The organism is Arenibacter catalasegens, assembly GCF_002909235.1.
Classification (GTDB): Bacteria; Bacteroidota; Bacteroidia; order Flavobacteriales; family Flavobacteriaceae; genus Arenibacter; species Arenibacter catalasegens.
The window spans coordinates 93,986-120,087 of record NZ_PHQQ01000018.1 but is presented as its reverse complement, the minus strand read 5'-3'; the positions used below and the strand labels follow the sequence as shown (position 1 = coordinate 120,087).

Genomic DNA, 26,102 nt, shown 5'->3' with positions numbered 1-26,102 from the left:
CTGTCAGTTCCAAATATCGGGATAGTTCTATGACTAAGGCTATCGCTGGATCGCTGACAGGTTTTCAATTATATGACTTTTTTAGATTTAAAAATAATAATTCAAACCTAAGGTAGTTATCGGGATTTTGGTTCGTTTTTTGGGCGATGCAAAAAATGAACGGAACATGAGTTTTAGGATAGTTCATTCTATCTTTTCTAATTTACACACAACTTTTGTGAATAATTCATATCTAGGGCAATGACAAAAGCTTAATCCTATAATCCCTTTTACGAAGAAGGCGGAGTAAACGGTAGGTTCGCTACCGGTTTACTCCGCCTCTTAAAATAAATTTACTTTTATTCCTATTCGTTATTCCACTGGCTGTGGTGCCATTACAAAGTCTTCCATAAACTTTGTTGTATAATTGCCCGCCAAGTAATCTGGATGGTCCATAAGTTGCCTATGGAAGGGAATAGTCGTCTTAATTCCTTCAATAACAAACTCATCCAAGGCACGCTTCATTTTATTGATAGCTTCCTCCCTGGTTTGCGCCGTCGTAATCAGTTTTGCAATCATGGAATCATAATTGGGAGGTATGGTATAACCACTGTAAACATGTGTATCCAGTCTAATCCCGTGGCCCCCTGGGGTATGTAATGTGGTGATTTTTCCAGGAGAAGGTCTAAATCCGTTGTAAGGATCCTCAGCATTTATCCTACATTCAATGGAGTGTAACTTTGGAAGGTAATTTTTTCCTGAAATAGGTACCCCGCCAGCAACTAGTATTTGCTCCCTAATAAGGTCGTAATCTATTACCTGTTCTGTTATGGGATGTTCTACCTGAATCCTGGTATTCATTTCCATAAAATAGAAGTTTCGGTGTTTGTCCACTAAAAATTCTATGGTACCTGCTCCTTCGTACTTGATGTATTCTGCAGCCTTTACTGCAGCTTTCCCCATATCATCCCGCAATTTATCTGTCATAAATGGGGAAGGGGTCTCTTCCGTTAATTTTTGATGGCGACGTTGAATAGAGCAGTCCCTTTCAGAAAGGTGACAAGCCTTACCATACTGATCTCCTACTATCTGGATTTCTATATGTCGAGGTTCTTCAATCAACTTTTCCATATACATACCTCCATTACCAAAGGCAGCAGTAGCTTCTTGAACGGCACTATTATAAAGATCTTCCATCTTTTCCTCGGACATTACGGCCCGCATTCCTTTACCTCCACCACCAGCAGTCGCCTTTATCATCACCGGATAACCCATTTTTTTGGCTACTTTTTTGGCATCGGCTACATCTTTGAGCAAGCCTTCAGAACCGGGCACACAAGGTACACCGGCCTTTTTCATGGTTTCCTTGGCCGTGGCCTTATCTCCCATCTTGTCTATATGATCTCCTGTAGCCCCAATAAATTTTATATCGTGCTCAGCACAAATTCTGGAAAATTTGGAGTTTTCTGATAGAAAACCATATCCTGGGTGAATTGCATCGGCATTTGTGATTTCTGCCGCTGCAATGATATTTGGTATTTTCAAATATGATTCACTACTTGGAGGGGGACCTATACAAACCGCTTCGTCCGCAAAACGGACGTGCAAGCTTTCCTCATCCGCCTTAGAATAAACCGCTACCGTTTTAATACCCATTTCCTTACAGGTCCTAATAATACGTAGCGCTATTTCTCCCCTATTTGCAATAAGTATCTTTTTAAACATCTTTTGAAATTTTAAATTTTGTATCCTAAATTTTAAATGGTTTTGAATGACTCAAAAAGAGTTATCCAACATTTAGCATTTAAAACTTCTTATGATGGATCTACCAAAAATAAAGGTTGATCAAATTCTACAGGGGAACTATCATCTACAAGAACTTTCACAATGGTACCCGATATTTCCGATTCAATATCGTTGAATAATTTCATTGCTTCAATAACACATAGTACATCACCTTTATTTATAGTATCCCCTACCTCAACAAATGTTGGTTTGTCCGGGGAAGGTTTCCTATAGAATGTTCCAATAATTGGTGATTTTATGGTAATATATTTTGAATTTTCATCAGCCTCATTTTTTACCTCAACTTCCGCCGAAGGAGAGCCTGTAGGTGCTGCTGCCATATGCTGTGACATAGGGTTCCCCATTGGATATTGTTGAACATAGGTTGGCTCATGTGTATGGCCAACTGCTCCTGTTCGGATGGTGATCTTTAAATCTTTCATCTCCAATTTTACTTCACTAGCCCCAGATTTGGCCACAAATTTAATTAAGCTTTGAATTTCTTTAATATCCATAGAGTTCGTTTTAGGTTATAGGTTGTGTCAGATTTATGAATTGTATGCCCATTTTAAATATATGGAGCCCCAGGTGAAACCACCACCGAAGGCTGCAAAAACCAAATTATCACCTTTTTTAAGCTGGCTTTCATAGTCGCTCAATAAAAGTGGTAGCGTTGCGGATGTTGTATTTCCGTATCTCTGTATATTCATCATTACCTTGGAATCTTCCAATCCCATTCTGTTGGAGGTAGCGTCAATTATTCTTTTGTTCGCTTGATGTGGTATTAACCAATCCACATCATCATGAGACAAATTATTACGTTCCATTATTTTTGCTGCGGAATCTGCCATATTGGTCACCGCAAATTTGAAAACCGATTTTCCGTCCTGATATATAAAATGCTGCCTGTTCTTAACGGTTTCCTCAGAGGCTGGAAGCAAGGAGCCGCCAGCATCCATTTTAAGAAAATTTCTTCCGACGCCATCAGATCTTAAATATTCATCCTGCAGCCCTAAACCTTCGGTATTGGGTTCAAAAAGGGCAGCACCGGCACCATCCCCAAAAATTATACAGGTAGTCCTATCAGTATAATCAATTATAGAGGACATTTTATCCGCCCCAATAAGCAACACTTTTTTATATCGTCCAGATTCAATATAACTGGCCGCCGTGGACATTCCGTATAAAAAACTTGAACAAGCGGCTTGTAAATCGTAAGCAAAGGCATTTGTAGCCCCTATTTCCGAAGCAACATAGGCAGCGGTTGCAGCAACCATCATATCTGGAGTAGCAGTGGCAACAATAATAAGATCTATCTCCTTAGGATCCAGTTTGCTTTTCTCCAGAAGTTGCTCTGCAGCTTTTATGGCAAGATAAGATGTCCCAAGACCTTCTCCCTTTAAGATTCTTCTTTCCTTTATACCCGTCCTGCTAGTAATCCATTCATCATTGGTATCTACCAAGGTTTCCAAAATCTTATTCGTCATTACAAAGTCTGGTACATAAGACCCTACGGCAGTAATTGCAGCAGTTAATTTGCTCATCTAAATCTGATTTTTATCAATAAATCTTCAAAAACAATTGAAAATTTGTGAAAATTAGTGATTTTCTGTGACTTTATATCCAAAAATACCTTGTTTTTGAATTTTACAGCACCCTCATAAAAAAACTCCCACTCTTAAGAAGTGGGAGTCCAAATTATATTGTGCTAGCTTAAATTATGCTACTGCTTCCTCAGTTTTGTCTATCAAAACTTCTCCACGGTAATATAATTTACCCTCATGCCAATGAGCTCTGTGAAACAAATGCATTTCTCCAGTAGTTGGATCTTTAGCAACAGTAGGAGCAACGGCCTTGTAATGCGTTCTTCTCTTGTCTCTTCTGGTTTTGGAAATTTTTCTTTTAGGATGTGCCATTATGAAACTTATTTATCCGTTAATAATTTTTTTAGTGCGTCCCAACGGGGATCAATATCTTCTTTGTTTTCCTTTGTTTCTTTTGGTTGGAGTTCTATTAGCTTATCCAACACCACTGATTGTAACGTGCCGTCCAAAACTCCGGGATGAACCTTTTTTTGAGGTACCGACAACACCAACATTTCATAAACATATTGTGCAATATTGATTTGGTATTCGCTATGTGGAATAATCAATATTTCATCATTGTCATTGTTGTACTCGTCACCAAACTTAACCACCAATTCCAAATCGGCCTTAACTATTTGATCAAAAGGTTCGCTGGTAAGATCACAATTAACGTTTACCGTTCCCCGTGCCCTCATTTCCAGCTCCATCATCGTACTCATTTTATTCAAGGTAACTTCTAATTTAATAGCAGCACCGTTAAACTCATCATACTCAAAAGATTCAAAGAACGTATTCTCAATGTTGTACTCAAACTCGTGCTTTCCCTGTTTCAGTCCTGAAAAAGGAATAATAAACTCCTTATGCTGTATCATGATAACACTGGTTTTAACGTACGCGCCGTAATAAAGGCGGGTGCAAAGATACTATTATTTTGTAAAAAGCCAACAAATAGATAGAAATAAATATAATCAGTTTAAATTTCTTTAAATCATTGACCCAATGCCCAGTAGCTGGCTTTCTTTAAGCATGCTTAAACTTGCCTTTTTAACTTATGTTTTTTCAAAGGATTAGCTATTAACTCCTTATATTCTTGCCTATTCTTAAAAATTTGTAGGGCTGTAAAAACCGCCTCTTTAAAGGAGCTAGGGTCTGCCTTTCCTTTTCCTGCAATTTCATACGCAGTTCCATGGTCCGGGGAAGTACGTACTTTATTAAGACCTGCTGTAAAGTTTACCCCTTTACCAAAAGATAGGGTTTTAAAGGGTATAAGTCCCTGGTCATGATAAGCCGCCAAAATAGCATCAAAATTCTTATAATTATCAGACCCAAAAAAACTGTCCGCTGAATAAGGTCCAAAGACCAAATGGCCCTTTTCCGACATTTCCTTGATTACAGGCTTTAATACCTCATCATCTTCATTGCCAATTACCCCGTTATCCCCACTGTGAGGATTTATTCCCAAAAGTGCAATTTTAGGTTTTCTAATCCCAAAATCCATCTTTAGAGAGTTAGAAATTGTGGTGATTTTAGAGCGTATGAGTTGGGGTGTAATACTAGCGGCAACATCCTTTACCGCAACATGATCTGTTAGCAGACCGATCCTTAAACCATCCGTTACCATAAACATCAAACTATCCCCTTCCAATTCCTGGGCCAAATAGTCCGTATGACCTGGAAATTTAAAATCCTCTGTCTGTATATTGTTCTTGTTAATCGGTGCCGTTACCAAAACGTCTATTTCATCTTTTTTTAAGGCCTCTACCGCTGCTTTGAGCGATTGTATGGCGTACTTTCCACTCTCCGCTGTTGGCTCCCCAAAATTTATAACAGGTGTTTCTTTCCAAACATTTACCACATTGATCTTACCGTCGATGGCCTTGGAAGCTTCCTGGATACCGTTATAATTGATCTCAAATCCCAAATCCGTTTTTTGGTGGGAAATAGTTTTATTGGATGCAAAAATAACAGGTGTGCAGAAATCCAACATCCGGGAATCTTCAAATGTCTTAAGCACCACTTCGCACCCGATCCCATTTAAATCCCCTATGGATATCCCCAATTTTATCTTTCCAGTTTCCTGCATTTTGCGTTTTCGTTTAATATGAAATAAACTCCTAAATTTACAACACAAAACTACTTAATTAAAACGACACATGTTTACTGGGATTATTGAAACTTTGGGAGAAGTAATAAAATTGGAAAAAGAGGGAAGCAATCTTCATATTACCCTGAGATCAAAGGTGACCCAAGAACTAAAAATAGATCAAAGTGTAGCCCACAATGGCGTTTGCCTAACGGTCGTAAAAATAGCCTCTGATCAATACACCGTAACCGCAATCGATGAGACCCTTAACAAAACCAACTTGAACGATCTTAAGGTAGGAGGGTTGGTAAACCTGGAACGAGCCATGGTCCTTGGGGCAAGATTGGATGGCCATATAGTTCAGGGGCATGTAGACCAAACTGGGAAATGCATAAATATTGAAGAAAAAGATGGCAGTTGGCACTTTACTTTTAGCTATGATTCCACACTAAATAACGTGACCATAGAAAAGGGATCTATAACCATAGATGGAACCAGTTTAACAGTGGTCGGGTCCCAGAAAAACAGCTTTAGCGTTGCCATTATACCATATACTTATGAGCATACTCGCTTTGGAAGTTATAAGATTGGGACAAGGGTTAATCTAGAGTTTGATGTAATAGGCAAGTATGTTTCCAGGTTATTGGAACTCAGGGGTTAAAACGGTAGAAACAAATCATAAAATTCGAAGATTACCAAGAGGTGTTTTTGAAAAAATTATACTAATTTAAACGTCTACAATACTATACGGATTAATTCTTATGCTTTACGTACTAATTGGAACGGGCCTTCTTTTCATTACCATGGCATTTCTCGTCACTGAAAACAATGCAACATATCTACTTTCTGGATATAATACTATGAGTGAAGCGGAAAGAAAAAAAGTAGATATAAAAGCGTACATCCCATATTTTAAAAAGTTTCACTTGTTTTTGGGAATTTCCTTTATTTCTCTTGGGCTACTACTGCACTATGCCATCGGCGAAATTGCCAGCGGAATATTCATAGGTGTTTATCCTATTCTGGCCTATTTGTACTTCATGAGGGAAAGCAATAAATACTGGAAAGGATCTAGTAATAAGTGGAATAAGATTAGCATTTACGTTCTTGTGGCAGTATTGATTCTTATAGTGGGCCTATTAGCCATGGGTTTTAAAGAAAATCAATTAACCATTACTGCAAATAAAGTCCAATTTCAGGGCAGTTATGGGGAAACGCTAAACCCAACTGAAATAAAATCCATTGCCCTATTGGACAAATTGCCGAAAATTACCTCAAAATCCAACGGATTTGCCATAGGTAGCATTAAGAAAGGATACTTTAAGACCAGTGCAGGAGAGAAAGTTAAACTGATACTCAACTCGGATAGCAAAACATACCTGCTCTTTACTAAAGTGAATGGTGAGAAAATTTACTTCTCGGCAAGGCAAAAACCCATAATTGAAGTATATAACGATTTAAAAAATGCCATCCCAGAAGGCATTAAATATAATTAGCTTATATGCCCACAGCTCCCAATAGGTTGCTTAAATACCCATTTATATACAATATTATTTTCAAGAATCGTTATACTTGCAAGATTTGAAACCGTATGCAGTTTAAGAGTGATTATATAAGTTTGAAAGGGAGCGTATTTTCTTTCAATTTAGATCGAAGCGTAGCCTTTAGATTGGTTGCACCTCCAAATTACAAGGAATCCCCTTCTCGGTTTCCTGTATTATTAATGAATGATGGCCAAGATTATATTGGTTTAAATTTGGAAAAAACATTGTCCGATGCGTATAAGGACCAAAAAATGATTCCGTTTGTATATGTTGGAATAGAGGCGGATGAAAATAGACTTTACGAGTACGGAACATCAATATCGGCAGATTTTAAAGGTAGAGGAAATAAAGCGCTCCAATACTCCAAATTTATTATAGAAGAATTTGTGCCCTTCCTCTGCCAAGAATTCAAGGTTTCATCTCCGGTTCAAAATTGGGTCTATTGTGGCTTTTCCTTAGGAGGTCTTTCCGCATTTGATATTGTATTCAACAACTCCCATTACTTCGGGAAAGTAGGAGTTTTTAGTGGTTCTTTTTGGTGGCGTAAAAAACCTTACCGAAAACAAGATGTGAAGGACAGAAGCCGCATTACCTTAGATATGATCAAGTATGCGAATCATCAAGCCCCTTTGCAATACTTTTTTCAGTGCGGTACGGAGGAAGAGACCGATGACCGCAACAACAACGGCGTTATAGATGTTATTGACGATACTCTGGATGTCATCAACGAATTGCAGTTAAAGGGGTATTCCTACCCAGGAGATATATTCTATAAAGAAATTGAAGGAGGTAAACACGATTTAAATACTTGGGGCACTGTCCTACCACAATTCGTAAAATGGGCTTTCCAAAAGGACTAAATTATACTTTTATAAATATCCTTTTTCTGTAAAGGATATATCCCAGTAACACATAAAAAGAGACCAACGAGAGACCAAACAACAATGAAGAGGTTTCCATTGCCAAAAAATCCTGAACATAAATGGTATTAAAAAGCCAGCCTTTTAGGGAGATGTCCCCATCTACCTTTACCAAACCCATAATTTTACTTATGAAACTAGACAGAAAGTACAGGACAATGGCATTTGCCCCGGCATATTTAAATATACTTCCAAATTTAATGCCCTTTACATCGGAGATATAATATATTATTGCCAGAATTATATTGGCCCAACCAGCTGTTACCATTACAAAACTACTACTCCACAGCGCCTTGTTTATGGGGAAAAATAAATCCCACACATAACCGACAAGCAACATTCCAATTCCAAGACCCAGCAAAACCATTTCCTTTTTCGCCCTTTTAGAACGCAGAATTAGCCCGGTAAAAATTCCCATTAACGCGGTAGCTATAGATGGCAGCGTACTTAACAAACCTTCAGGGTCATAATCAGCCTTATAGCTATGAGTTCCAAAAACAAGTACATCCATATAATTGGCCAAATTGTTAGGAGCACGTTCAAAGGTCGATTCCATTCCGTTGACGGGCACAAAGCCCATAAGCAACCAATATCCTATCAACAAAAAGGAACATATCCCAACCAGTGTTTTCCAATTAAAATTGATAAACAAAATGGAGGCAAAGAAAAACACCACACCAATTCGCTGAAGCACCCCTGGAAATCGAATGTTTTCGACATCCTTAAAGAAAGGAAAGTGAATGGTAAAAGCTCCTAAGAACAACCCCAACCCTATAAGTTTCAGGGCTCTAATCGTAATTTTCTTGTAAGAACTTGAATCTACGGCCTTATTTTGATAAGAGAAAACAATAGAACAACCCACAATAAACAGAAAGAATGGAAAAACCAGATCCGTAGGAGTATAACCGTGCCATGGCGCATGCAAGAAAGGAGCGTACACATGGGACCAAGTACCAGGATTATTTACCAAAATCATAAGGACAATGGTAAGTCCCCTAAAGATATCCACGGAAATTATTCTATTCTGAATATTCATTCTTGCTTGGTTGCTGACCAGCTATTTATTGCAAATCACATAAGTCTACAAAATATGATCCTTCATTTTATTCCATGCCCGTGCCAACAATAATCCGGACACAATGGCCACACCGGTTAAAATAAGTGCACTGGTGGTTTTTCCATATATCCAGTAACCCGTAGCGAACATACAGGAATAAATTAGCACACAACCCAATAACATGGCCGTAATTCCTGCGGGAACACTCCATTTTTCTTTTGTGTTCACTATCTCAACATTTTCATCTTTCGCATCTTTGATCACCTTGGACCAACCAGGTCCACCCGGTTGAATTTTTTTATAAAAATCCTGTAATACCTGCTTAGATTCCGGTTGTGTCATAAATGTTGCCCCCAACCAAATAATAGTGGTAACCAAAACCACAAAAGGATATTCCGCCCAATCAGGGAAAACACCTGTTTCAGCAGCAAACAATAAAGGCCCCACAGCGGTTAATTTTAATACAATGGAGATGATTCCTGAAGCAAACATAGCCGTAATCTCACTCCATGCATTAATTCTCCACCAGAACCATCTTAAAATAAAGATAAGTCCAGTACCTGCGCCAAACACCAAAAGCACTTCGAATAACTGCAAGGCATTTTGCAGAAGCAAGGCCAATGCCGCACTAAAAACCATTAGGATTACCGTAGATATTCTACCAACCGCTACCAATCTTTTTTCTGAGGCATTGGGATTTATTTGTTGTTTATAAAAGTCATAAACAATATAAGAGGATCCCCAATTCAATTGAGTAGAAATGGTACTCATATAGGCCGCTATTAAGGAAGCCAAAACCAAGCCCAATAATCCACTTGGCAATTTGGTCAACATGGCGGAATAAGCCAAATCATGACCCAATTTATCTACAGCTACATTAGGAAAGGCCTCATGAATACTGGCTATGTCCGGATATACGACCAAAGATGCCAGGGCCACCAAAATCCATGGCCATGGGCGTAAGGCATAGTGCATAATATTAAAGAAGAATGTTGCTCCAATGGCATGATTTTCATTTTTTGCCGCCAACATACGTTGCGCTATGTAACCTCCACCCCCTGGTTCTGCTCCAGGATACCAAGAACTCCACCACTGTACTGCCAGCGGTATTATAAATAGGGTGATTAAAGCCTTTTTATTGCTGAAGTCGGGTAAGATAGATAGCTTATCCACTACATTTTCGTTTGCCATTAAGGCTTCAATTCCCCCAACTTCTGGGATATTCACCAAATAGTAAGCTGCTCCAATGGCACCTCCCATAGCTACAAAGAACAGTAGGAAATCTGTGTATACAACTCCTTTAAACCCTCCCAAGGCACTAAATGTTACGGTAATTAAGCCGGCACTTACCACGGTAACCCACGGTTCCAAGCCCAACATAATACCTCCAATTTTTATAGCCGCCAAAGTAACGGCAGACATGGTTATCACATTAAATATTACACCTAAATAAATCGCCCTGAATTTTCTCAAAAAGCTTGCTGGTTTGCCGCCGTAACGCATTTCATAAAATTCCAAATCCGTACTTACATTGGATTTCCTCCAGAGTTTGGCGTAGACAAAGACAGTGAGTAGACCGGTCAGCAGAAAAGCCCACCATACCCAGTTTCCCGAAACCCCGTTGGTACGTACAATATCGGTAACCAAGTTGGGTGTGTCCGTAGAAAAGGTTGTGGCCACCATGGAAAGGCCTAACAGCCACCATGGCATGGTTCTCCCCGAAAGAAAATATTCCGAAGAACTTGCCCCTGATTTTTTAGAGACATAAATTCCGATAAATAAAACAATAGAGAAAAAAACAATAATAAAGCTGTAATCGAGGGTACTTAATTCCATCAGTTTGGCGTTTGTTTGAGAATTAAGATCTAAAGATAAATTTTTTTGGGATACTTTTGCCGTTTGTTCGCCAAATGTCACATATGATTCTCTTAACAACATCAGATATCACCACAACGGCTTGGGCGCTTGCCCTAACGGCAGCATTTGTTATAGGAATTTCAAAGGCCGGAATCAAAGGAATCGCAATCATTAATGTCACATTAATGGCATTGGCTTTTGGAGCCAAAGAATCAACAGGACTCATCGTCCCCCTACTTGTTGTTGGAGATGCCTTTGCCGTAGTTTACTACAACAGACATGCACAATGGAAATATATAGTTGCCTTTTTACCCTGGATGATCCTAGGCATATTTATTGGTACGGCCATTGGAAAAGATTTGCCAGAGACCACATTTAAGATTAGCATGTCCGTGATTATATTGGGCACGGTTATAATGATGTACTGGTGGGATAGAAAAAAATCCAAAAACGTTCCTACCCATTGGGCCTTTGCTGGATTCATTGGCACCATGGCTGGTATTACTACCATGATCGGCAATTTGGCCGGAGCATTCTCCAATATTTATTTTTTGGCCATGAGGCTGCCTAAAAATCAATTTATAGGTACAGCAGCCTGGCTCTTTTTTATAGTGAACATCTTTAAGTTGCCTTTTCATATTTTAATATGGAAAACCATCACACCGGAAACCTTGATTATAAATCTAAAATTGGTTCCAGGAATTATATTGGGAATCATTGTTGGGGTGCGATTAGTGAAAATCATAAAAGAACAATTCTACCGAAAGATGATCTTGATCCTTACCGCAATAGGCGCATTCCTAATTCTTTTCAGGTAACAAGCAAAAAAGAGCTGGTGCCATGCACCAGCTCTTCAACTAGACTAACTCAAACTAATACTAACTCAAACTTTTCGATACAAAAATCGCATTTAAAAACCGACTAAAAGTTAACTAAACTTCAAGCTAACATTACTAAAAATAAAAACCTCTCCCCACTAAATATCAGTGTATTTCCCAACCCCCTGAATACCAGATATATCTTTTATTCATTTCCTGATAATTATCATATTCTAATAACCCATTTTGTATAAAATTTGTCTATTCATATTTGGACTATACCATGACGAGTAGTTATCCTATCAATGGACACCTCTGTTGTAAATTATAGTAGTAATACGCTAACGGTCCAACAAAAAATGAAAAAATGAAAAAACATAACTTTCATATACCGGTTATGGGAATTGGGTTTACCATAGATACTCCGCTAAAAGTTTCACACCTTGGTATCGATTCCGTTATTTCTTTGGTCGATGACATCCTTATTGAAAAATTAAGGAAAATGTATTGTGAAAAATTGGAACTTCCCTACCAGGAGATTTCAGATAAATTGGAAGATTTTAGAGCAAAAAGAATCACCAGTTATCTCAACATGGTCAATGATACAGCACACAAAAAATTTGAGGCCCTTAAGAATTCTGTTCATGAAACAGGAAAAGAAATTAAAGAATATTTAAGCCTTTTACCTGATGCCCCACATTTACGACAGGAATTTGAAAAACTGATTTCAAATGATTTCAACGCCTCGGAAATTAAAAAATGCTTGACAGAGAATTTGTCCATGGGTAGTATCGATGTTAATATTATGACCAAGGTGGACAAGGAAAATTTTATTAAAAAGGTTAAACTACCAACCGAATTTAATGATGCCCATGCCGCATTGCGGGGATACGCCAATAGCGATCTAAATTCTTCCGTTATTCTTTCTGCCGGAATGAACCCCCGACTTTATAGTTACTTAGAAAATTTTGAAGATTTTTTTCCGGATGAAAATGGAAATATTAAAAAGAAAATAGTCTTAAAAGTAAGTGATTTTAGGTCTGCCTTGATCCAAGGTAAGTTCTTGGCCAAAAAGGGAATTTGGGTATCTGAGTACAGGATAGAATCTGGTCTAAATTGTGGAGGACATGCATTTGCCACCGATGGTTATTTAATGGGGCCTATAATGGCCGAATTTAGGGACAAAAAACAAGCTTTTATTGATGAAATCCATGATATTTTAATTCCTGCACTTGCCAACAAGAACCGCACAATGCCCAAACAAAATCTTTCCCTAAAAATAACCGCCCAAGGTGGTGTTGGTACCGCAGAGGAACAACAATTTTTATTGGATCATTTCAAGGTAGACTCTGTTGGTTGGGGAACGCCATTTCTATTAGTCCCGGAGGCCACTACAGTAGACAAGGCAACCCTGGAAAAATTGGTGGCAGCGAAAGAAGAAGATCTGTATTTAAGTGATATTTCTCCCTTGGGAGTGCCCTTCAACAACCTTCGAGGAAATACAAAAGATTTGGAAAAATTAAATAATATAGATAAGAATAGACCCGGAAGCTCCTGTCCAAAGAAATTTATTGCCTTAAACAAGGACTATTCGGACAAAGGTCTCTGTACCGCCTCACGACAGTACCAACATTTAAAAATTAAGGAACTGGATGGCCAAGGTTTATCAGAAAAGGAATACAGCGGAAAATTCAATAAAATAGTAGAAAAATCCTGTGCCTGTGTTGGGCTTGGAACATCCGCTCTCTTGGCCTACGGCTTAGATACTAAAACCGAAGGACCAGGAGTATCTATTTGCCCTGGACCCAATATGGCCTACTATTCCAGAATAATGACTTTAAAGGAAATGACAGACCATATCTATGGTCGTGGCAATGTAATTTCCAGAACCGACAGACCACATATGTTTATTAAGGAATTGGGAATTTACATTGATTATCTTAAGAACAAAATTGAGGATTCAAAAGACTCTATGAATAGGAAACAAGAAAAATATCTGTTGACATTTACCTCAAATTTAAATGATGGCATCGCCTATTATCAACAATTATTTGGGAACCTTAAGGGGCAATTTGAAAATGTAAAAGGTAACGTTCTATCGGAATTGACCCAAGCATTAAACACCTTGGAAGGTTTTAGAATGGAGATAGAGTCACTTTCTTTATCTGAGGTTTAATAATACTTTAGAACCTGCCCTTATTTAACTGATAGGTTTATCCAGAAAGTTATCTTATAAATTCTGGAATATTATTAAGGTCTCTCCCGATCGTTATCGGGATGCGTTCGATCAGACATTGTCCACTTATGTCTCCTCGAGCGCAGACAAGAGTCCATGGGCAATACCGTTCACTTTAAATTTGTGGTAAAACCGTAATTTAAGTGTGTCCCAATACATTTAAAAATCTCTTACCTGAACCAGTGGAATGATAGCTCGCCAATCACTATAAAAAATGCTGCCCCTATATTATTAAACCTATAAACAGCACGTTACTAGTGTATTAACCTTTACTTGAGTTAACTATCGGCTTTTTCTTTCCTATTATCCTTCATAGCTATAACCGTCACTTTGTCTTTGTCGAAAATGTAATACACAGTTGTGTTTTTATGAATGACTGCTCTCCTTAATTGTTTTTGACTTTTTGATTCCGGATATAATGTAGGGAAATTCGAAACCGTTAATTCAAATTGCCGAAGTAAACCTTCGAATTTAGTGACCTCATTTATAGTGAACTTTTGAATCAGGTAGTGTTTAATGGAAATGGCGTTTAGCAAACACCTTTTTGTCCATTCTACCTTATAAGGTTTATCCATTGGTCAAACCTTCCCAGAACTCCTTTGATTTCATAGTCTCACCTTGCTGATAATCTTTGATGCCACTTAGGATATTATCCCTATCACTTTCTGTAAGTTCTTCCCACCAGTCTGCAGATTTGCCCTCACTAGATAATTTAACGGAACTAAGCAGACTTAAAATAGAATCATCGGTTAAAGATTGAATCCATCCTACAAGCTCCTTTTTTGTATTGTTTAATTCTGCTGTACCCATATAATCATTTTAAAGTAAAGTTACAAAAACCGTACAATTATGAATTTATTCAAGATCGAACTATTTTTTTCTCCGCGTATGTGACCGAACTTATCCTTTTCTTTAATTTTCAAATTTACTCTAACAAGATACCCATATAATACTCTCGCATAAAATCCCCGATTTAAACATTAATTATTGGTCTCAAAAGTAGCGGTAGTTGACCAGTCGCTCCAATTCAAATTTTGGTCCCGGTAGCGTACCCTCCAAAAATAGGTGGTGCTTGGTTTTAATCTATTTGTTTTTTCATCGGTAAGGTCATCATCTTTTTGCCTGTTTTCCTTGTAGTACCAATTTTCATATTGTTTCCAGCTATCAAAAATCGGTTTTTCAAAGTCATTGCTTTCTGCAATCTGCCATTGCGAGGCGGCGTGAAATGCATTATTAAACGTAGTGCTGAACTGCCCAGCTTTTAAGGTAGTTCCTATAAAATCAACAGTTTCATTCTTGGGTGAGATGGCGGTTGGGGCCACGGGCTTTCTCTCCTTTTTATAAATCACAATACTGTCCCGGAGTTCGTTTTTGCGCTCCAATTCTTCGTTCCCCTGACTAATTCTCTTTATGGTAAACTTAGGGTCTTCCTGGCTACCATCCACCTCAACCATAACAAAACCGTACTCGTCCTGGGTTACCGTAAATTCATCATAATCCCTTCCTTCAAATTCGCCCCAATTATCAATGGCTCCTCCTGCAGAAGCTACATTGATCCACAAGTGTTTATGATCTTTGGACTGTCCTCTTGAATAGCCGTGGGTATGTCCAAAAAAGTGAATGCTGGGCTTACCAGTCTTGGTGGTAAACGCCTCCAAAAGAGCTACCACTTTTCCTGTAAAATCCTCTTCCCCCGGAATCCAAAGTTCCGATTTATGAGGATGGTGCAATTGAGCAAAAACAAAATCCACCTCTTCATTCTTGGCCGTTTCGTCCAACAACTTTTGCAACCACTCGTATTGATCTTTACTATTGTTATATCCGTCATTGGAATTGAGCCCTATAATCCTAGTATTGCCATAATCCTTAAACCACCAATGTTCCGCATAGGCAGGTGTTCCGTTTTCTGGCAGACTAAAGTATTTAAAATAAAATATCGAATTTTTTTCGTGGTTCCCCAATACAGGATACACTGGTACCTCTGAAAACAGTTTTTCGGCGGGATTAAAAAAATGATCTTTCCATTGGAAATACTTTGTTCCATTCTCCACGAGATCGCCAGGTATCATCACCATGGCCAAATTGTTGGGGAGATTCCCTTGAAACTCTTTTTCTAAATATTGTAATATGCCATCATTGACCACCTCAGAAAACTTATTGGGGTTATTATGGTCGATTTGCATATCGCTCATAGCAACAATTTTGAAAGATTCATTATCGCTGGCAAAGGGAGGCGTTTTAAATTGGAATATGTCCGAGACTATCTTTCCCGTTTTCACACGGTAATAGTATTCGGTAAAGCGCTTTAATCCTTCTAATTTTACCTCGTGGATACGGGAATCACTAAAATTGATATCATAAGCAATGCCCTTGCTTTTTTTACCCAGTTTAGGTGTTAATCCCCATTCTACAATGCTTTCCTCACCCACCGATGTTTCCCACATAATTTTAATGGAATTAGGCTCTGCATCCTGAAGATAAGGCTGAATCAATATTTCGCCTGGTACATTTTGGGCAAACCCTATACATTGAAAGACCAAGGCCAAAAACAAAACTACCGAACTCTTAATTTTCATGTGTTTATTTTTATTTTAATAGACGATTTTATCAAATTGCTAATATTTAATTCATTAGGCGTCATTAAGGTCTCTCCCGAGGGCAATCGAGAGGCCATTTTGTTTATGAATGCACCATTGCCAAGCTTTCATCCAGAATATTTAACGCCGAATCCAGTTCCTTTCGGCTAATGGTAAGCGCCGGTGACAATTGCAGTACATTGCCCGCAGAAACCTTAAAGCTAAGGCCTCTTTTTAAACATTCGTACATGACCACCTCGGCCTCCTCAATAGCCTTTTCCTTCGTTTTTTTGTCCTTCACCAATTCTACTCCCCACAACAATCCCATGCCCCGGACATCACCAATTAGGAGGTATTTCAATTTTAAGGCTGTGAGTGATGTTTTTAGGTATTTCTCATCTGCCTTGACCTTATCCAATATTTTTTCATTTTCCAAAAAGGAAATTGTGCCAAGTGCTGCCACTGCACCCAACGGACTTTTCTCATGGGTATAATGCCCTAGGGAGATATCCCCAAACTTGTTGTATCCATCCCTAGTAATTATTGCCGCCTGCGGGAAAATACCCCCCCCCAATCCTTTCCCGATGCACAATATGTCCGGTTCAATTTCATAATGTTCAAAAACGAACATCTTTCCTGTTCTGCCAAGCGCAATTGGGATTTCATCCAAAATAAGTAATACCCCATATTTAGTACAAAGCTCCCTTGCTTTCTTCCAAAATGTTTTGGATGGCAATTGAACATCCGTATTTCTAATGGTTTCAGCAATAAAAGCCCCAATATCACCCTCTTTGGAAAACACATATTCTAAATATTCCAAACACTTATCCTCATTGTCTTCAAATATTCCACGATATGTAATTGGTGGTGGAATACGCTCCACTCCGGGCATTAATGGTCCCATAGACTCTCTGAACACCGATTCCCCTCCTACGCTGATGGCATCCAAAGAGGCTCCGTGAAATGAATCCCAAAAGGAAACCACCTTAAACCTACCCGTAACGGCCCTCGCCAATTTTAAGGCAATGCCAACAGCAGAACTTCCATTGGGCGTTAAGAGAACCCTATTTAAATCTGATGGCGCCAGTGACGCCAATTTTTCTGCAAAATCAATGGCGGGGACATTGGTATATCGTCTTGGGGAAAAAGGCAACACTTTTAATTGTTCAATAATTTTTTCAATAAGTTGTGGATTGGCATACCCCACCTGATGCACGTTATTGCCATGGAAATCTAGGTATTTTTTTCCTGATATGTTTTCAATATATGGCCCTTCACAACTATGTAGAACATCAAGGCATGGTGTGGACATGGATTGATGCAAAAAATACCGAGCATCCCTATCCAAGATTTTTTTGGTTTCTTCACTTATCTCGGAATCTAACCAAGCAGCACGTGCCGGAGTAAAGTTAATATCCCCTTCGGTCTTTTTATTCTGGGCATTTGTGCTTAAATCATCTTGCTTCATAAGGTCCATATTTGGCTATTATTTCTCGTTCTTTTGAGTCATCGTTTAGAATGTAAATATCATATCTACTACCTTGGTCATACACACGGACTACAATATGTCCGTTCTGACTCTTATACTGGTTTAACCCATCACCAATTACATCCTTATTGGGCTGTAACAAAACCGTAGAAAACAGATCGTGCTCCCCTGGATACAACGCCTTGGAGGTGATGCGCCTTAGTACCTCCTCTCCGGGATGGTCCGATGACCAGTTTTGTTGGATCCAGACCCTAGGTCTAATCGTTTTTACAAAGAATACATTCTGGGAATCCCTGTTCCCGTGATGGTTTAAGGTGGCAACATCCACTGGACCAATTACTGGTGCTACATTAGATTCCAAGGAATTTAAGTCCGTTTGTCCAAAGGCATCGATACCGCTAATATCTCCTCCGGTAAAATAATCGAAATCACCAAAGGTAATTTTTAGGCATGTGCTTAATGGGTTTTCGCCGGGATACTCCCCTTTGGAAAATAAAGAATAATAATCCTCATTTTCACCGGTCCATACATCACCATTTACGGCAATATTGCGAACTGAAAAATTAAGAAAATCACTCGCTGATTTTTTTAGTTTAATTTGATTTATTGCTCCTGGTTTTAGGGCTTCGTATATCATGCCATCCTGCTTGGCTTGATAATCCATGTACTTCCAGTATTCCTGTAGCGTTTCTATAATACTATAAGAGTCGTTCGCTTTAATCTCCTTTTGTACCTCAGGGTTTTTTAGGTCTATGGGATAACTACTTCCCCGGTCCAAGTGAGTTTTGATGGGTAATAAACTCCCCACCTCCATCATTCCCGTTAAGGCATAGTTCCCTTTTGGATGTCTTTTCCTTCTAACATCCATTTCCCCAAAATGATCGTCATGGAAATGGGTAATTAGACCATAATCCAGCTGCACCGTATGGTTTTTTGGAAAAAATTGATGTATATAATCTACAATCCATTGGGGGGCCGTTTTGGAATTGTCCGGTTTTTGTGCCGCATTTCTGGCGGACAAAGTTCTGGGATGGGTTTCGGACATATCGCCTGCATCCACCAAAAGTGTGGTGGCATCCGGAAAAATAAAAAAAGCGGCATCCCCGCGACCTGTATTAATATGGTGAATATCCAACGTCCCCTCTTCCCAAGGAGGCAATTGCCCACCTTTGTCTTGGCCGGTTACCGCCATAATTGACAAAAGAAAGAATATCAGCTTCATTGACAATCCTTTTATTGCTATTTCCAATTACTTTAAGATTGAGGTTGCCAGCACTTGTTTAGGGATAGTCTTAGTTTGATAATCCACGTTCAACCAACCACTTCCTCCTCCATTAAACCATACCACCTGCATGGGATAGGTACTCGGGCTTAACGCAATAGAACCATTCTTTTCTACCACGCCATGGTCTCCGTCATTGTCCACAACTACTTCATTATTTACCCATAATTTACTTCCATCATCTGAATTGAGATAGAAGGTATAGGTACCTTCCTTTTCAATTTGAATTTTTGTGGTAAATCTTACTACGGTATTGCTTCGAATTTCTTCCTTTACCTCATCCGAGGTAATTTCAAAACAAGTTCCCTTAGCATCCGGCTTTTTATTTTCCAAACTGGGAATACTTGTTAAATTCTCCATATAAAATACCTCGTATCCTATGGGGGGATTTACAGCCTTGTCCTTTATTCTAAAATAGGCTTCCGAAACGGTACTAACAATTTTCCCATCGTTAAATATAGCACTTTTGACAACCACATTTTCTGTAGTGTTGACTGCTTCCGAATATAAGGTAGAATTGGCACTGGGCATGGAACCATCCAAGGTATACCTTATCTCCCCCAATTCATTAGGGTTATCCATATTAATGCTTGCTGAATCGTCATATAATCCCCCAGCCTTTTTATTGAGTACGGCCGCAGGTAGTATAAGCGGTTGTTTAACCCTTTCAGTAGTCGGATAATCATCTTTAAGATCAAAACCTTCAAAGGCATTTTTTACAGGTTTGCCAATCCAGGCCATAGGTATTTTTATTCCCAGAGCAAATGCAACCGTGGCTGCATTGTCGTATTGGTATATGGGGGATTTAAGCACATGGTTCTTTTTAACTGATTTTCCCCAAAGAATAAAAGGAATTTCTATTTCCTGTAAAGATTCCCCTCCATGTCCTTTGCCCAATCCGCCATGATCCGCGCTAATGATGACCAATGTTTCATCTGCCATTCCGGAGGTCTTAATAGCTTCCATCACCTCTGCCAGCATTTCATCCGCCTTTTCCACAGATTTGTAATATTCAGGACTACCATGACCATATTCATGTCCACCATGGTCCACATGATCAAAATGGATGAAAGTAAAGGTTGGTTTTTTATCTTTTATATAGGCACTGGCCAAAGCTGCAGTTTCATCTTCGGAATCAGGGCTTATATCATAATCTACAGCACCTTTCTCAAACAACCTGCCAAATCCGGTCCAATGATAAATGGCCCCAATTTCTGCATTTTCCACATGGTCATCTATCAATTGAAAAATAGTTGGGAAAAGGAAATCTTCACTTTGGGTAACTGCTGGCAATACAAAATTATTTTTCTCCCAGCTGTTTGATGTAATCCCATGTTGCTCTGGCCCGGCACCCATTATCATGGAGGCCCAATTGGTACTGGAACTTGTAGGCAAAACAGCCCTTGCATGCATTGTTGAGGCCCCTTCACTTATTACCTTATCAAAGGTTGGGGTAGTGGCATTTTCCAATCCATTAGGACTCAATCCATCAAAACCAATAACCACCACATGTTTTACCAAGGGTGAATGTTCCGTTTCAGTTGTGGCGCAGGACCATAATGAACACAATACCGCGAACATTACAGCAGTTTTTAATAATACAATTTTGAGGCTAATGCTATGTAAAGTGCCCTCAATAGCAGAAAAAAAAGGGAGTTTCAGTACAAGATTGATTGTTTTCATTTTCTTAGGTTGTCGTTTAAAATTATTGAAGAGATGTAAATATCATGTGACTAAGTTAAGTTAAATAGTTAATAATATTAAATTTTTGTAACTATAACTATAATTTTGACGTGGGATACCCATCCGAATAGCATAACAAATTTTATCGATTTAAGTAAAATCCTTTCCTCTTTCAGTTTATAAATGACAAGGCCATAATGGTTGATCCACTACGGCCTTAAATAAATTCTATTTATTATAGATTTTTGATATTATTCATAACTGGAAAAATGTCACCAAAGACTTTTACATAATTCTTGGATCACCTTAACTTAAGTTTTCTGAAGCCCTAACTACACTTCCACCAAAAGTACTTCCCGTTTTTCTACCATTAAACTTTTCTTATACTCCCTTTTAAAGTAGAAAAGCGAGACAATAGTTATTAATGTCCCCAAAATTGCAATTAAATAGGTGCTGGTCATGAAGAAATTGAGCCAAGAGAGCTTGCTTTGACCAAAATTCTTGTAAAGAAGTACGCCCATACTACCTAAATATCCAAAAGCATCCGCTATATATATGAGGAAACCTGCATTTCCCTGTATTTTAAATGTGGCTATCATACGGTCGAAAAAAATACAGTTAAAAGGTACATAACATATATAGAGTCCAAATCCAACACTGATCATCCAGAGTATTGGGGAGATTATAGCCATTTGAAACAAGAAGGTAGACAGTCCAATGGCAACCGTACCAAAAAGCAACAAATAATGATAAGATATGAAGGCTTTATAATTGTCTTTAATTACCCCTAAAAAACCTATGATCAGCAACACCAATATGGCAATTGGTAGTTCGGATATGGTGTAAACGGTAGCATCGCCCTCAAAGCCCAATGCATCCCAAATTTCTCTGGAAAAATTATCCCTAAAATCCCGCAATGCCGTTAAAAAAGTGTAGAAAAATACCAAAATTATAATAGGGAATAGGAAGGCAATAAAAACCCTTTTCCTATCCTTTCCTGTCATAGGTTTCCGTTCCGTTCTAAGCTCCTTATCCTCCAATGTAGGTGGCGGCATTTTATTCAACAACCAAGCAAAAAACACAAAAGGAATAAAAAAAATGGCTCCTGTAACCGATGGCATCCAAAATTGGGACACCTGCCAATTTTCCATAACCAAAAGACCAACCGATTTTACAGCACCGCTAGATACTATAAAACTGGAACATAAAGCCACACCCAAAAATTCCGTAAATTTTCGTCCTTCCAAATACGAAAACACTATTCCCCATACCATCCCCAATGGCAGTCCGTTTAAAAACATGAACACAATATTGTAGGGAGCGGGAGTAATGGCGAACAAAAGAAGGCTTGCCTCTGCAGCAAGAATAAGGCCCAAGAGATAAAATATTCTTTTATTGGGCTGTAGCTCCGAAATTACTTTAATCCCTATAAATTTGGAAAGCATGTACCCCAATACTTGAGCTATAATCAAAATTATTTTGTAATCAACCCCAGCGAAGGATAGGTCTTCAAAGGTAGCTACAGTAAAAGGCTTTCGAAAAGCATACATGCAGAAATAAGTGCCAAAAGAGGCAAACGCCCCATATAGCAAAAATGAAATGTCTTTTTTTACTAGCTTCAAAAATGTTAGCGGTTTGGTTGTAAATTTTTACAAAAGATAAATATTAAAAGACAATATTCCCCCCTTTTTAAGTTTAATTGAATTATTTACAGTTATATGATTGTTAAGAGAGGATTAAATAATTTATCTGCTGTATTTATTGTCATATTTTAAAACAAGGGAAGATTCAAACATTATATTCGCCGGAACAATTTCGTTAGATATTACTATGCTTAAAGGAGATTAATTCCTACATTTTAGGCTGACTAGAAAAAAGTCAGCATTATAAAACTTTTCTTTCTCGTATTGTTCATTTTTTGCCTCGTCAAAAAAACGAAGCAAAAAAAGGGTTTATTGGATAAATTTAGTTGGGTACTACCTCCACTATCATTTCAATTTCCACAGCAATATTACCAGGAAGGGACCCCATACCTACAGCGGCTCGGGCATGTTTCCCCCTTTCTCCAAATACAGCTACCATTAAATCCGAATAACCATTGATAACTTTTGGATGATCGGTAAATTCCGGAGCTGCATTTACCATTCCCAAAACCTTAATCACCCTAACAACTTTATTCAAATTACCAAGTTCAGATTTTAATACGGATAGCTGGTTAATAGCTGTGATCCGTGCAGCCTCATACCCCTGCTCTATAGTTAAATCCACTCCTACTTTACCTTCTATATTTTCGCCATTACTTTGCAAAGGTCCTTTTCCTGAGAGAAAAATTAGGTTTCCAGAGCGTACAGCATTTACATAATTGGCCACAGGAGCACTAGGATCCATTAAGGATATTCCCAATTCTTTAAGTTTTTCCTCTGGATTGTAATCTGCTGGAATTGCTGGAGTTTCATTCTTCGTTTCCATCACTGTATGGTCCTTTTTTATATTGCACGAAATAATCATTAAGACAATTAAAGGAACTAAGTAAAATTTAAAATTCATAAAGTAGCTTTTATAACTGATTATACATTTTCCAATACTTCCTTGATTCTTTTGGCTACTATTCTTTCTTGACCTGGATCCATCATCCAAGAAGTAATCCCAATAGTTTCCTTATCCCCTACTGTAGCTATTGCAGGATGACCTTCCATTAACTTTTTCCTGGCTTCCTCTGGGGTAATCTTAACTATTTTGTTATCCCATGAAATTCGCAAGGATGGAACGTGGTTCGCATATGGTGGCACATAAATTTCTGTTTCCACCCCATTTACTGTCAAAGCACTGTCGCTAATTAGTTTTATTTGATTTTCCCATAACTTCCATTCCTTTCCATGATCTTTTACCAAGTACATTTCCAAGGCCACCAACATCCCCAGTACCTCCTCCTTATTTACTTTCATGCCTCTGCCAATAGTAGTTCCGCGTGGTGGACAATGAATTCGGGCTGCTTTGATAAGGTCTTTTCTACCCAGTAATAATCCAGCACTCTGGGGGCCCCTAATACCTTTTCCACCGGAAAATGCCACTAAATCGAACCCCATCTTGGTAAACTTAAAGAGGTTTTCAACTGGTGGAACGTCCGCGGCACAATCTATAAAGGTTGGGATGTTGTGCTTTTTGCCCAGTGCAATAAATTCCTCATACTTAACCTCTCCATTGTCCGTACTGGCATTTAAAAACCAAAGCATTGCCGTATTTTTATTGATGGCCTTTTCCATTTCCTTCTTTGTTTTTACTACCACTAATTTGGCACCAACGTTTAAAAGGGCGTGTGTATAACCAATATTATGGCCTTCCTGAATTATAACCTCATGCTTAAGCCCAGTTGTATCTGGTAGTTGGGCAGCTATTTCGGAATCCATTCCAGAGATTACCCCCGCAAGACCAATAGACATGGCCCCGAACGCCCCAGAGGATACTGTGGCATATTCACATTCTAACAATTGCGCTATTCTTTCTCCAACCTTGTCCTGAAGATCATCCAAATCCACATATTCCGAAGCTCCAAATACTATCGCTGAGGTAACCTCTTCGGCCATTAATGAACCTGTCATGGAAGTATAAGTGCCCGCTGCATTTATAAATGTCCGTATACCCAACTCTTTGAAAAAATTCCGTGCTGCCGGTTTGGTCACAGCAGCACTAAGCAATTGTGGCGCTAACAACCCTGTACCCACCAATCCGCCCACCACTGGTACACTGGATAAGGTTTTTAATAATTTTCTCCTACTAATCATAATTTATTATTTATAGATTAATCCAAATTAACAATATCATGTTTCTCCCTAAGTAATTCTCGACAAGCCATTGTTAGAAGCAAAGGCTATTTTTACTTAGCGTCCCACATAGGTCTGGAAATACCATTGAGGTCCCATACCACGTCACCTTCCCTAAGGGTGAGTTCACATTCCAATTTTTGGTCGCCATTCATTCTTTTCCCTTGAGTATCGATAAATCCAAAATTCCCTTTTCTCAGGTTAAGAATGGTTAAGTCGGCTACAGCTCCAACACTTAAGTGTCCCAAATCTGTACGTTTTATGTATTGCGCCGGATTCCATGTTGCACCTTCAATTACCTGATTTACGGGCATTCCCATATTGATAAATTTGGACATAATATTGAGGATATCTTTCATTCCCCCATTCATACTTCCAGTATGTAGATCCGTACTCATAGAATTAGGTAAAAAACCCTGTTTTATGGCCGGAATGGCTTGCTCAAAAACAAAGCTGCCACCGCCATGGCCAACATCAAAAACAACCCCTCTTTTTTGAGCGTCAAAAACATACTTCCTTACTTTACCTTTTTCATCCACCACCGGAGTTCTTCCCTTTACATGGGCATAGGCATGGGTAAAGATGTCTCCTGGTCTCAGTTTTTCCATGAGCAATGTTTCTAAAGACAATTCGGGTTCACTTCCTCCAAAATCTATCATAACTGGGATATCGGCCAATGTGCCTGCCGCAACTGCCCTATTTACAGGTTCCCAATCAAAACCGCTGTAATGGGCCAATTTTACACCTACTATGGTTCCCTTGTGCTGCATGGCCACAATGGCGGTCATTTTAGGGTTCATATCCTCTATGTTTTGTTCAATGGCGCCTCCTTTCATCCCCGATCCAATAATATTAAGGAATGACAATACTCTTGTTTTTGACCTATCGATCGTCTGTTCCTTAAATGTTCTAAAATTCTTCCATCCTGCCCCCCCAACATCAACAATAGTGGTAACTCCACTTCTAAAGGTAAATCCATCAGGAGGCAGACTAGTAAAACCGTTGCTTAAATACGCATCATCTTCGGTCCCAAAAAAATTATGCCCATGAATATCCAATAGTCCTGGCGCAACTATTAACCCTTTTGCATCAATAACCGTTTTGGCCTGATTTTCAGGAATTTTGAAATCAATTTTGGCTATTTTTCCATCTTTAATAGCCACATCCTTTTCTTGATCCAAATTATTTTTTTTATCGATCACACGCCCACCCTTAATCAAGATGTCGTAGTCCTGTGCCGTTATATATGTAGTTGTCATTAGCAATAAAACTATTGCCCAAATCTGATTTTTAAGTATGTTTTTCATTTTTTCAAAATATTATTTAATCAATGACATAAGTGACCTCATTATATATAAACCTAATTTTAACTTTTTTTCCTCTTTT

Annotated in this window: 22 protein-coding genes; 5 read left to right on the top strand and 17 right to left on the bottom strand. The window is 38.6% G+C overall.

Annotated features, from left to right (window positions below; all coding sequences use genetic code 11):
• Positions 1-351: 351 nt before the first annotated feature.
• The 6 genes from accC to pdxA form a co-directional block, all read right to left on the bottom strand.
• A complete protein-coding gene (accC, locus tag CWD90_RS14540; protein ID WP_103476797.1) occupies positions 352-1,704 on the bottom strand; it encodes an acetyl-CoA carboxylase biotin carboxylase subunit in 1,353 nt (450 codons plus the stop codon).
• An 89-nt stretch (positions 1,705-1,793) separates the two neighbouring features.
• A complete protein-coding gene (accB, locus tag CWD90_RS14535) occupies positions 1,794-2,279 on the bottom strand; it encodes an acetyl-CoA carboxylase biotin carboxyl carrier protein (RefSeq protein WP_103476796.1) in 486 nt (161 codons plus the stop codon).
• Positions 2,280-2,312: 33 nt separating this feature from the next.
• Positions 2,313-3,308, bottom strand: coding sequence for a beta-ketoacyl-ACP synthase III (locus CWD90_RS14530; RefSeq protein ID WP_103476795.1), 996 nt, complete (start codon positions 3,306-3,308; stop codon positions 2,313-2,315).
• Positions 3,309-3,482: 174 nt separating this feature from the next.
• Positions 3,483-3,680 (bottom strand): 50S ribosomal protein L32, encoded by a 198-nt coding sequence (rpmF, locus tag CWD90_RS14525; protein ID WP_103439312.1) that lies wholly within the window; start codon positions 3,678-3,680, stop codon positions 3,483-3,485.
• Between the two features lie 8 nt (positions 3,681-3,688).
• Entirely contained in the window at positions 3,689-4,222 is a 534-nt protein-coding gene (locus tag CWD90_RS14520; protein WP_103476794.1) for a YceD family protein, read from the bottom strand.
• 158 nt (positions 4,223-4,380) lie between these two features.
• The gene (gene pdxA, locus CWD90_RS14515) at positions 4,381-5,433 is read right to left on the bottom strand and encodes a 4-hydroxythreonine-4-phosphate dehydrogenase PdxA (RefSeq protein ID WP_103476793.1); all 1,053 of its coding nucleotides are present in this window, start codon (positions 5,431-5,433) and stop codon (positions 4,381-4,383) included.
• Between the two features lie 70 nt (positions 5,434-5,503).
• Between pdxA and CWD90_RS14510 the strand changes: the two genes are divergently transcribed.
• From CWD90_RS14510 to CWD90_RS14500, 3 genes are all read left to right on the top strand, one after another.
• Positions 5,504-6,094 carry a riboflavin synthase gene (locus tag CWD90_RS14510; RefSeq protein ID WP_103476792.1) on the top strand — a complete coding sequence of 197 codons (591 nt, stop codon included), beginning with the start codon at positions 5,504-5,506 and terminating at the stop codon, positions 6,092-6,094.
• Between the two features lie 100 nt (positions 6,095-6,194).
• On the top strand, positions 6,195-6,929 hold the full coding sequence (locus tag CWD90_RS14505) for a DUF3784 domain-containing protein (protein ID WP_103476791.1): 735 nt from the start codon (positions 6,195-6,197) through the stop codon (positions 6,927-6,929).
• A gap of 95 nt (positions 6,930-7,024) precedes the next feature.
• Positions 7,025-7,837 carry an alpha/beta hydrolase gene (locus CWD90_RS14500; RefSeq protein ID WP_103476790.1) on the top strand — a complete coding sequence of 271 codons (813 nt, stop codon included), beginning with the start codon at positions 7,025-7,027 and terminating at the stop codon, positions 7,835-7,837.
• Between the two features lies 1 nt (position 7,838).
• Here the strand turns inward: CWD90_RS14500 and CWD90_RS14495 are convergent, their stop codons facing one another.
• Both CWD90_RS14495 and CWD90_RS14490 read right to left on the bottom strand, forming a co-directional pair.
• Positions 7,839-8,933, bottom strand: a complete 1,095-nt coding sequence (locus CWD90_RS14495) for an acyltransferase family protein (protein ID WP_103476789.1) — start codon at positions 8,931-8,933, stop codon at positions 7,839-7,841.
• Positions 8,934-8,978: 45 nt separating this feature from the next.
• Positions 8,979-10,790 (bottom strand): sodium:solute symporter family protein, encoded by a 1,812-nt coding sequence (locus CWD90_RS14490; RefSeq protein WP_103476808.1) that lies wholly within the window; start codon positions 10,788-10,790, stop codon positions 8,979-8,981.
• A gap of 83 nt (positions 10,791-10,873) precedes the next feature.
• On the opposite strand from CWD90_RS14490, the gene CWD90_RS14485 reads away from it, so the two are divergent.
• Together CWD90_RS14485 and CWD90_RS14480 are read left to right on the top strand one after the other, a co-directional pair.
• Positions 10,874-11,629 (top strand): sulfite exporter TauE/SafE family protein, encoded by a 756-nt coding sequence (locus CWD90_RS14485; RefSeq protein ID WP_103476788.1) that lies wholly within the window; start codon positions 10,874-10,876, stop codon positions 11,627-11,629.
• Between the two features lie 367 nt (positions 11,630-11,996).
• Positions 11,997-13,805, top strand: coding sequence for a hypothetical protein (locus CWD90_RS14480; RefSeq protein WP_103476787.1), 1,809 nt, complete (start codon positions 11,997-11,999; stop codon positions 13,803-13,805).
• A 627-nt stretch (positions 13,806-14,432) separates the two neighbouring features.
• Here the strand turns inward: CWD90_RS14480 and CWD90_RS14470 are convergent.
• The 9 genes from CWD90_RS14470 to CWD90_RS14430 form a co-directional block, all read right to left on the bottom strand.
• A complete protein-coding gene (locus CWD90_RS14470; RefSeq protein ID WP_103476785.1) occupies positions 14,433-14,675 on the bottom strand; it encodes a hypothetical protein in 243 nt (80 codons plus the stop codon).
• 170 nt (positions 14,676-14,845) lie between these two features.
• Positions 14,846-16,441 (bottom strand): fibronectin type III domain-containing protein, encoded by a 1,596-nt coding sequence (locus CWD90_RS14465; RefSeq protein ID WP_103476784.1) that lies wholly within the window; start codon positions 16,439-16,441, stop codon positions 14,846-14,848.
• 103 nt (positions 16,442-16,544) lie between these two features.
• Complete coding sequence (pbfA, locus tag CWD90_RS14460; protein ID WP_103476783.1) at positions 16,545-17,909, bottom strand: (R)-1-hydroxy-2-aminoethylphosphonate ammonia-lyase; 1,365 nt, start codon at positions 17,907-17,909, stop codon at positions 16,545-16,547.
• Positions 17,896-19,152, bottom strand: coding sequence for a ComEC/Rec2 family competence protein (locus tag CWD90_RS14455; RefSeq protein WP_157941242.1), 1,257 nt, complete (start codon positions 19,150-19,152; stop codon positions 17,896-17,898). The genes pbfA and CWD90_RS14455 overlap by 14 nt, the downstream gene beginning before the upstream one ends.
• A gap of 27 nt (positions 19,153-19,179) precedes the next feature.
• A complete protein-coding gene (locus CWD90_RS14450) occupies positions 19,180-20,895 on the bottom strand; it encodes an alkaline phosphatase family protein (RefSeq protein ID WP_103476781.1) in 1,716 nt (571 codons plus the stop codon).
• 332 nt (positions 20,896-21,227) lie between these two features.
• Positions 21,228-22,517: a DUF5690 family protein gene (locus tag CWD90_RS14445; RefSeq protein WP_103476780.1), complete on the bottom strand. Its 1,290-nt coding sequence runs from the start codon at positions 22,515-22,517 to the stop codon at positions 21,228-21,230.
• A gap of 343 nt (positions 22,518-22,860) precedes the next feature.
• A complete protein-coding gene (locus CWD90_RS14440) occupies positions 22,861-23,442 on the bottom strand; it encodes a RidA family protein (RefSeq protein ID WP_205161249.1) in 582 nt (193 codons plus the stop codon).
• Positions 23,443-23,462: 20 nt separating this feature from the next.
• Positions 23,463-24,677, bottom strand: coding sequence for an aminotransferase class V-fold PLP-dependent enzyme (locus CWD90_RS14435; RefSeq protein WP_103476778.1), 1,215 nt, complete (start codon positions 24,675-24,677; stop codon positions 23,463-23,465).
• A gap of 92 nt (positions 24,678-24,769) precedes the next feature.
• Positions 24,770-26,023, bottom strand: coding sequence for an amidohydrolase/deacetylase family metallohydrolase (locus CWD90_RS14430; protein ID WP_103476777.1), 1,254 nt, complete (start codon positions 26,021-26,023; stop codon positions 24,770-24,772).
• Positions 26,024-26,102: the final 79 nt, after the last annotated feature.

Coding starts and splice junctions, on each gene's coding strand:
- accC (WP_103476797.1), bottom strand. CDS start 1,704: ATGTTTAAAAAGATACTTATTGCAAATAGGGGAGAAATAGCGCTACGT.
- accB (WP_103476796.1), bottom strand. CDS start 2,279: ATGGATATTAAAGAAATTCAAAGCTTAATTAAATTTGTGGCCAAATCT.
- CWD90_RS14530 (WP_103476795.1), bottom strand. CDS start 3,308: ATGAGCAAATTAACTGCTGCAATTACTGCCGTAGGGTCTTATGTACCA.
- rpmF (WP_103439312.1), bottom strand. CDS start 3,680: ATGGCACATCCTAAAAGAAAAATTTCCAAAACCAGAAGAGACAAGAGA.
- CWD90_RS14520 (WP_103476794.1), bottom strand. CDS start 4,222: ATGATACAGCATAAGGAGTTTATTATTCCTTTTTCAGGACTGAAACAG.
- pdxA (WP_103476793.1), bottom strand. CDS start 5,433: ATGCAGGAAACTGGAAAGATAAAATTGGGGATATCCATAGGGGATTTA.
- CWD90_RS14510 (WP_103476792.1), top strand. CDS start 5,504: ATGTTTACTGGGATTATTGAAACTTTGGGAGAAGTAATAAAATTGGAA.
- CWD90_RS14505 (WP_103476791.1), top strand. CDS start 6,195: ATGCTTTACGTACTAATTGGAACGGGCCTTCTTTTCATTACCATGGCA.
- CWD90_RS14500 (WP_103476790.1), top strand. CDS start 7,025: ATGCAGTTTAAGAGTGATTATATAAGTTTGAAAGGGAGCGTATTTTCT.
- CWD90_RS14495 (WP_103476789.1), bottom strand. CDS start 8,933: ATGAATATTCAGAATAGAATAATTTCCGTGGATATCTTTAGGGGACTT.
- CWD90_RS14490 (WP_103476808.1), bottom strand. CDS start 10,790: ATGGAATTAAGTACCCTCGATTACAGCTTTATTATTGTTTTTTTCTCT.
- CWD90_RS14485 (WP_103476788.1), top strand. CDS start 10,874: ATGATTCTCTTAACAACATCAGATATCACCACAACGGCTTGGGCGCTT.
- CWD90_RS14480 (WP_103476787.1), top strand. CDS start 11,997: ATGAAAAAACATAACTTTCATATACCGGTTATGGGAATTGGGTTTACC.
- CWD90_RS14470 (WP_103476785.1), bottom strand. CDS start 14,675: ATGGGTACAGCAGAATTAAACAATACAAAAAAGGAGCTTGTAGGATGG.
- CWD90_RS14465 (WP_103476784.1), bottom strand. CDS start 16,441: ATGAAAATTAAGAGTTCGGTAGTTTTGTTTTTGGCCTTGGTCTTTCAA.
- pbfA (WP_103476783.1), bottom strand. CDS start 17,909: ATGAAGCAAGATGATTTAAGCACAAATGCCCAGAATAAAAAGACCGAA.
- CWD90_RS14455 (WP_157941242.1), bottom strand. CDS start 19,152: ATGAAGCTGATATTCTTTCTTTTGTCAATTATGGCGGTAACCGGCCAA.
- CWD90_RS14450 (WP_103476781.1), bottom strand. CDS start 20,895: ATGAAAACAATCAATCTTGTACTGAAACTCCCTTTTTTTTCTGCTATT.
- CWD90_RS14440 (WP_205161249.1), bottom strand. CDS start 23,442: ATGAATTTTAAATTTTACTTAGTTCCTTTAATTGTCTTAATGATTATT.
- CWD90_RS14435 (WP_103476778.1), bottom strand. CDS start 24,677: ATGATTAGTAGGAGAAAATTATTAAAAACCTTATCCAGTGTACCAGTG.
- CWD90_RS14430 (WP_103476777.1), bottom strand. CDS start 26,023: ATGAAAAACATACTTAAAAATCAGATTTGGGCAATAGTTTTATTGCTA.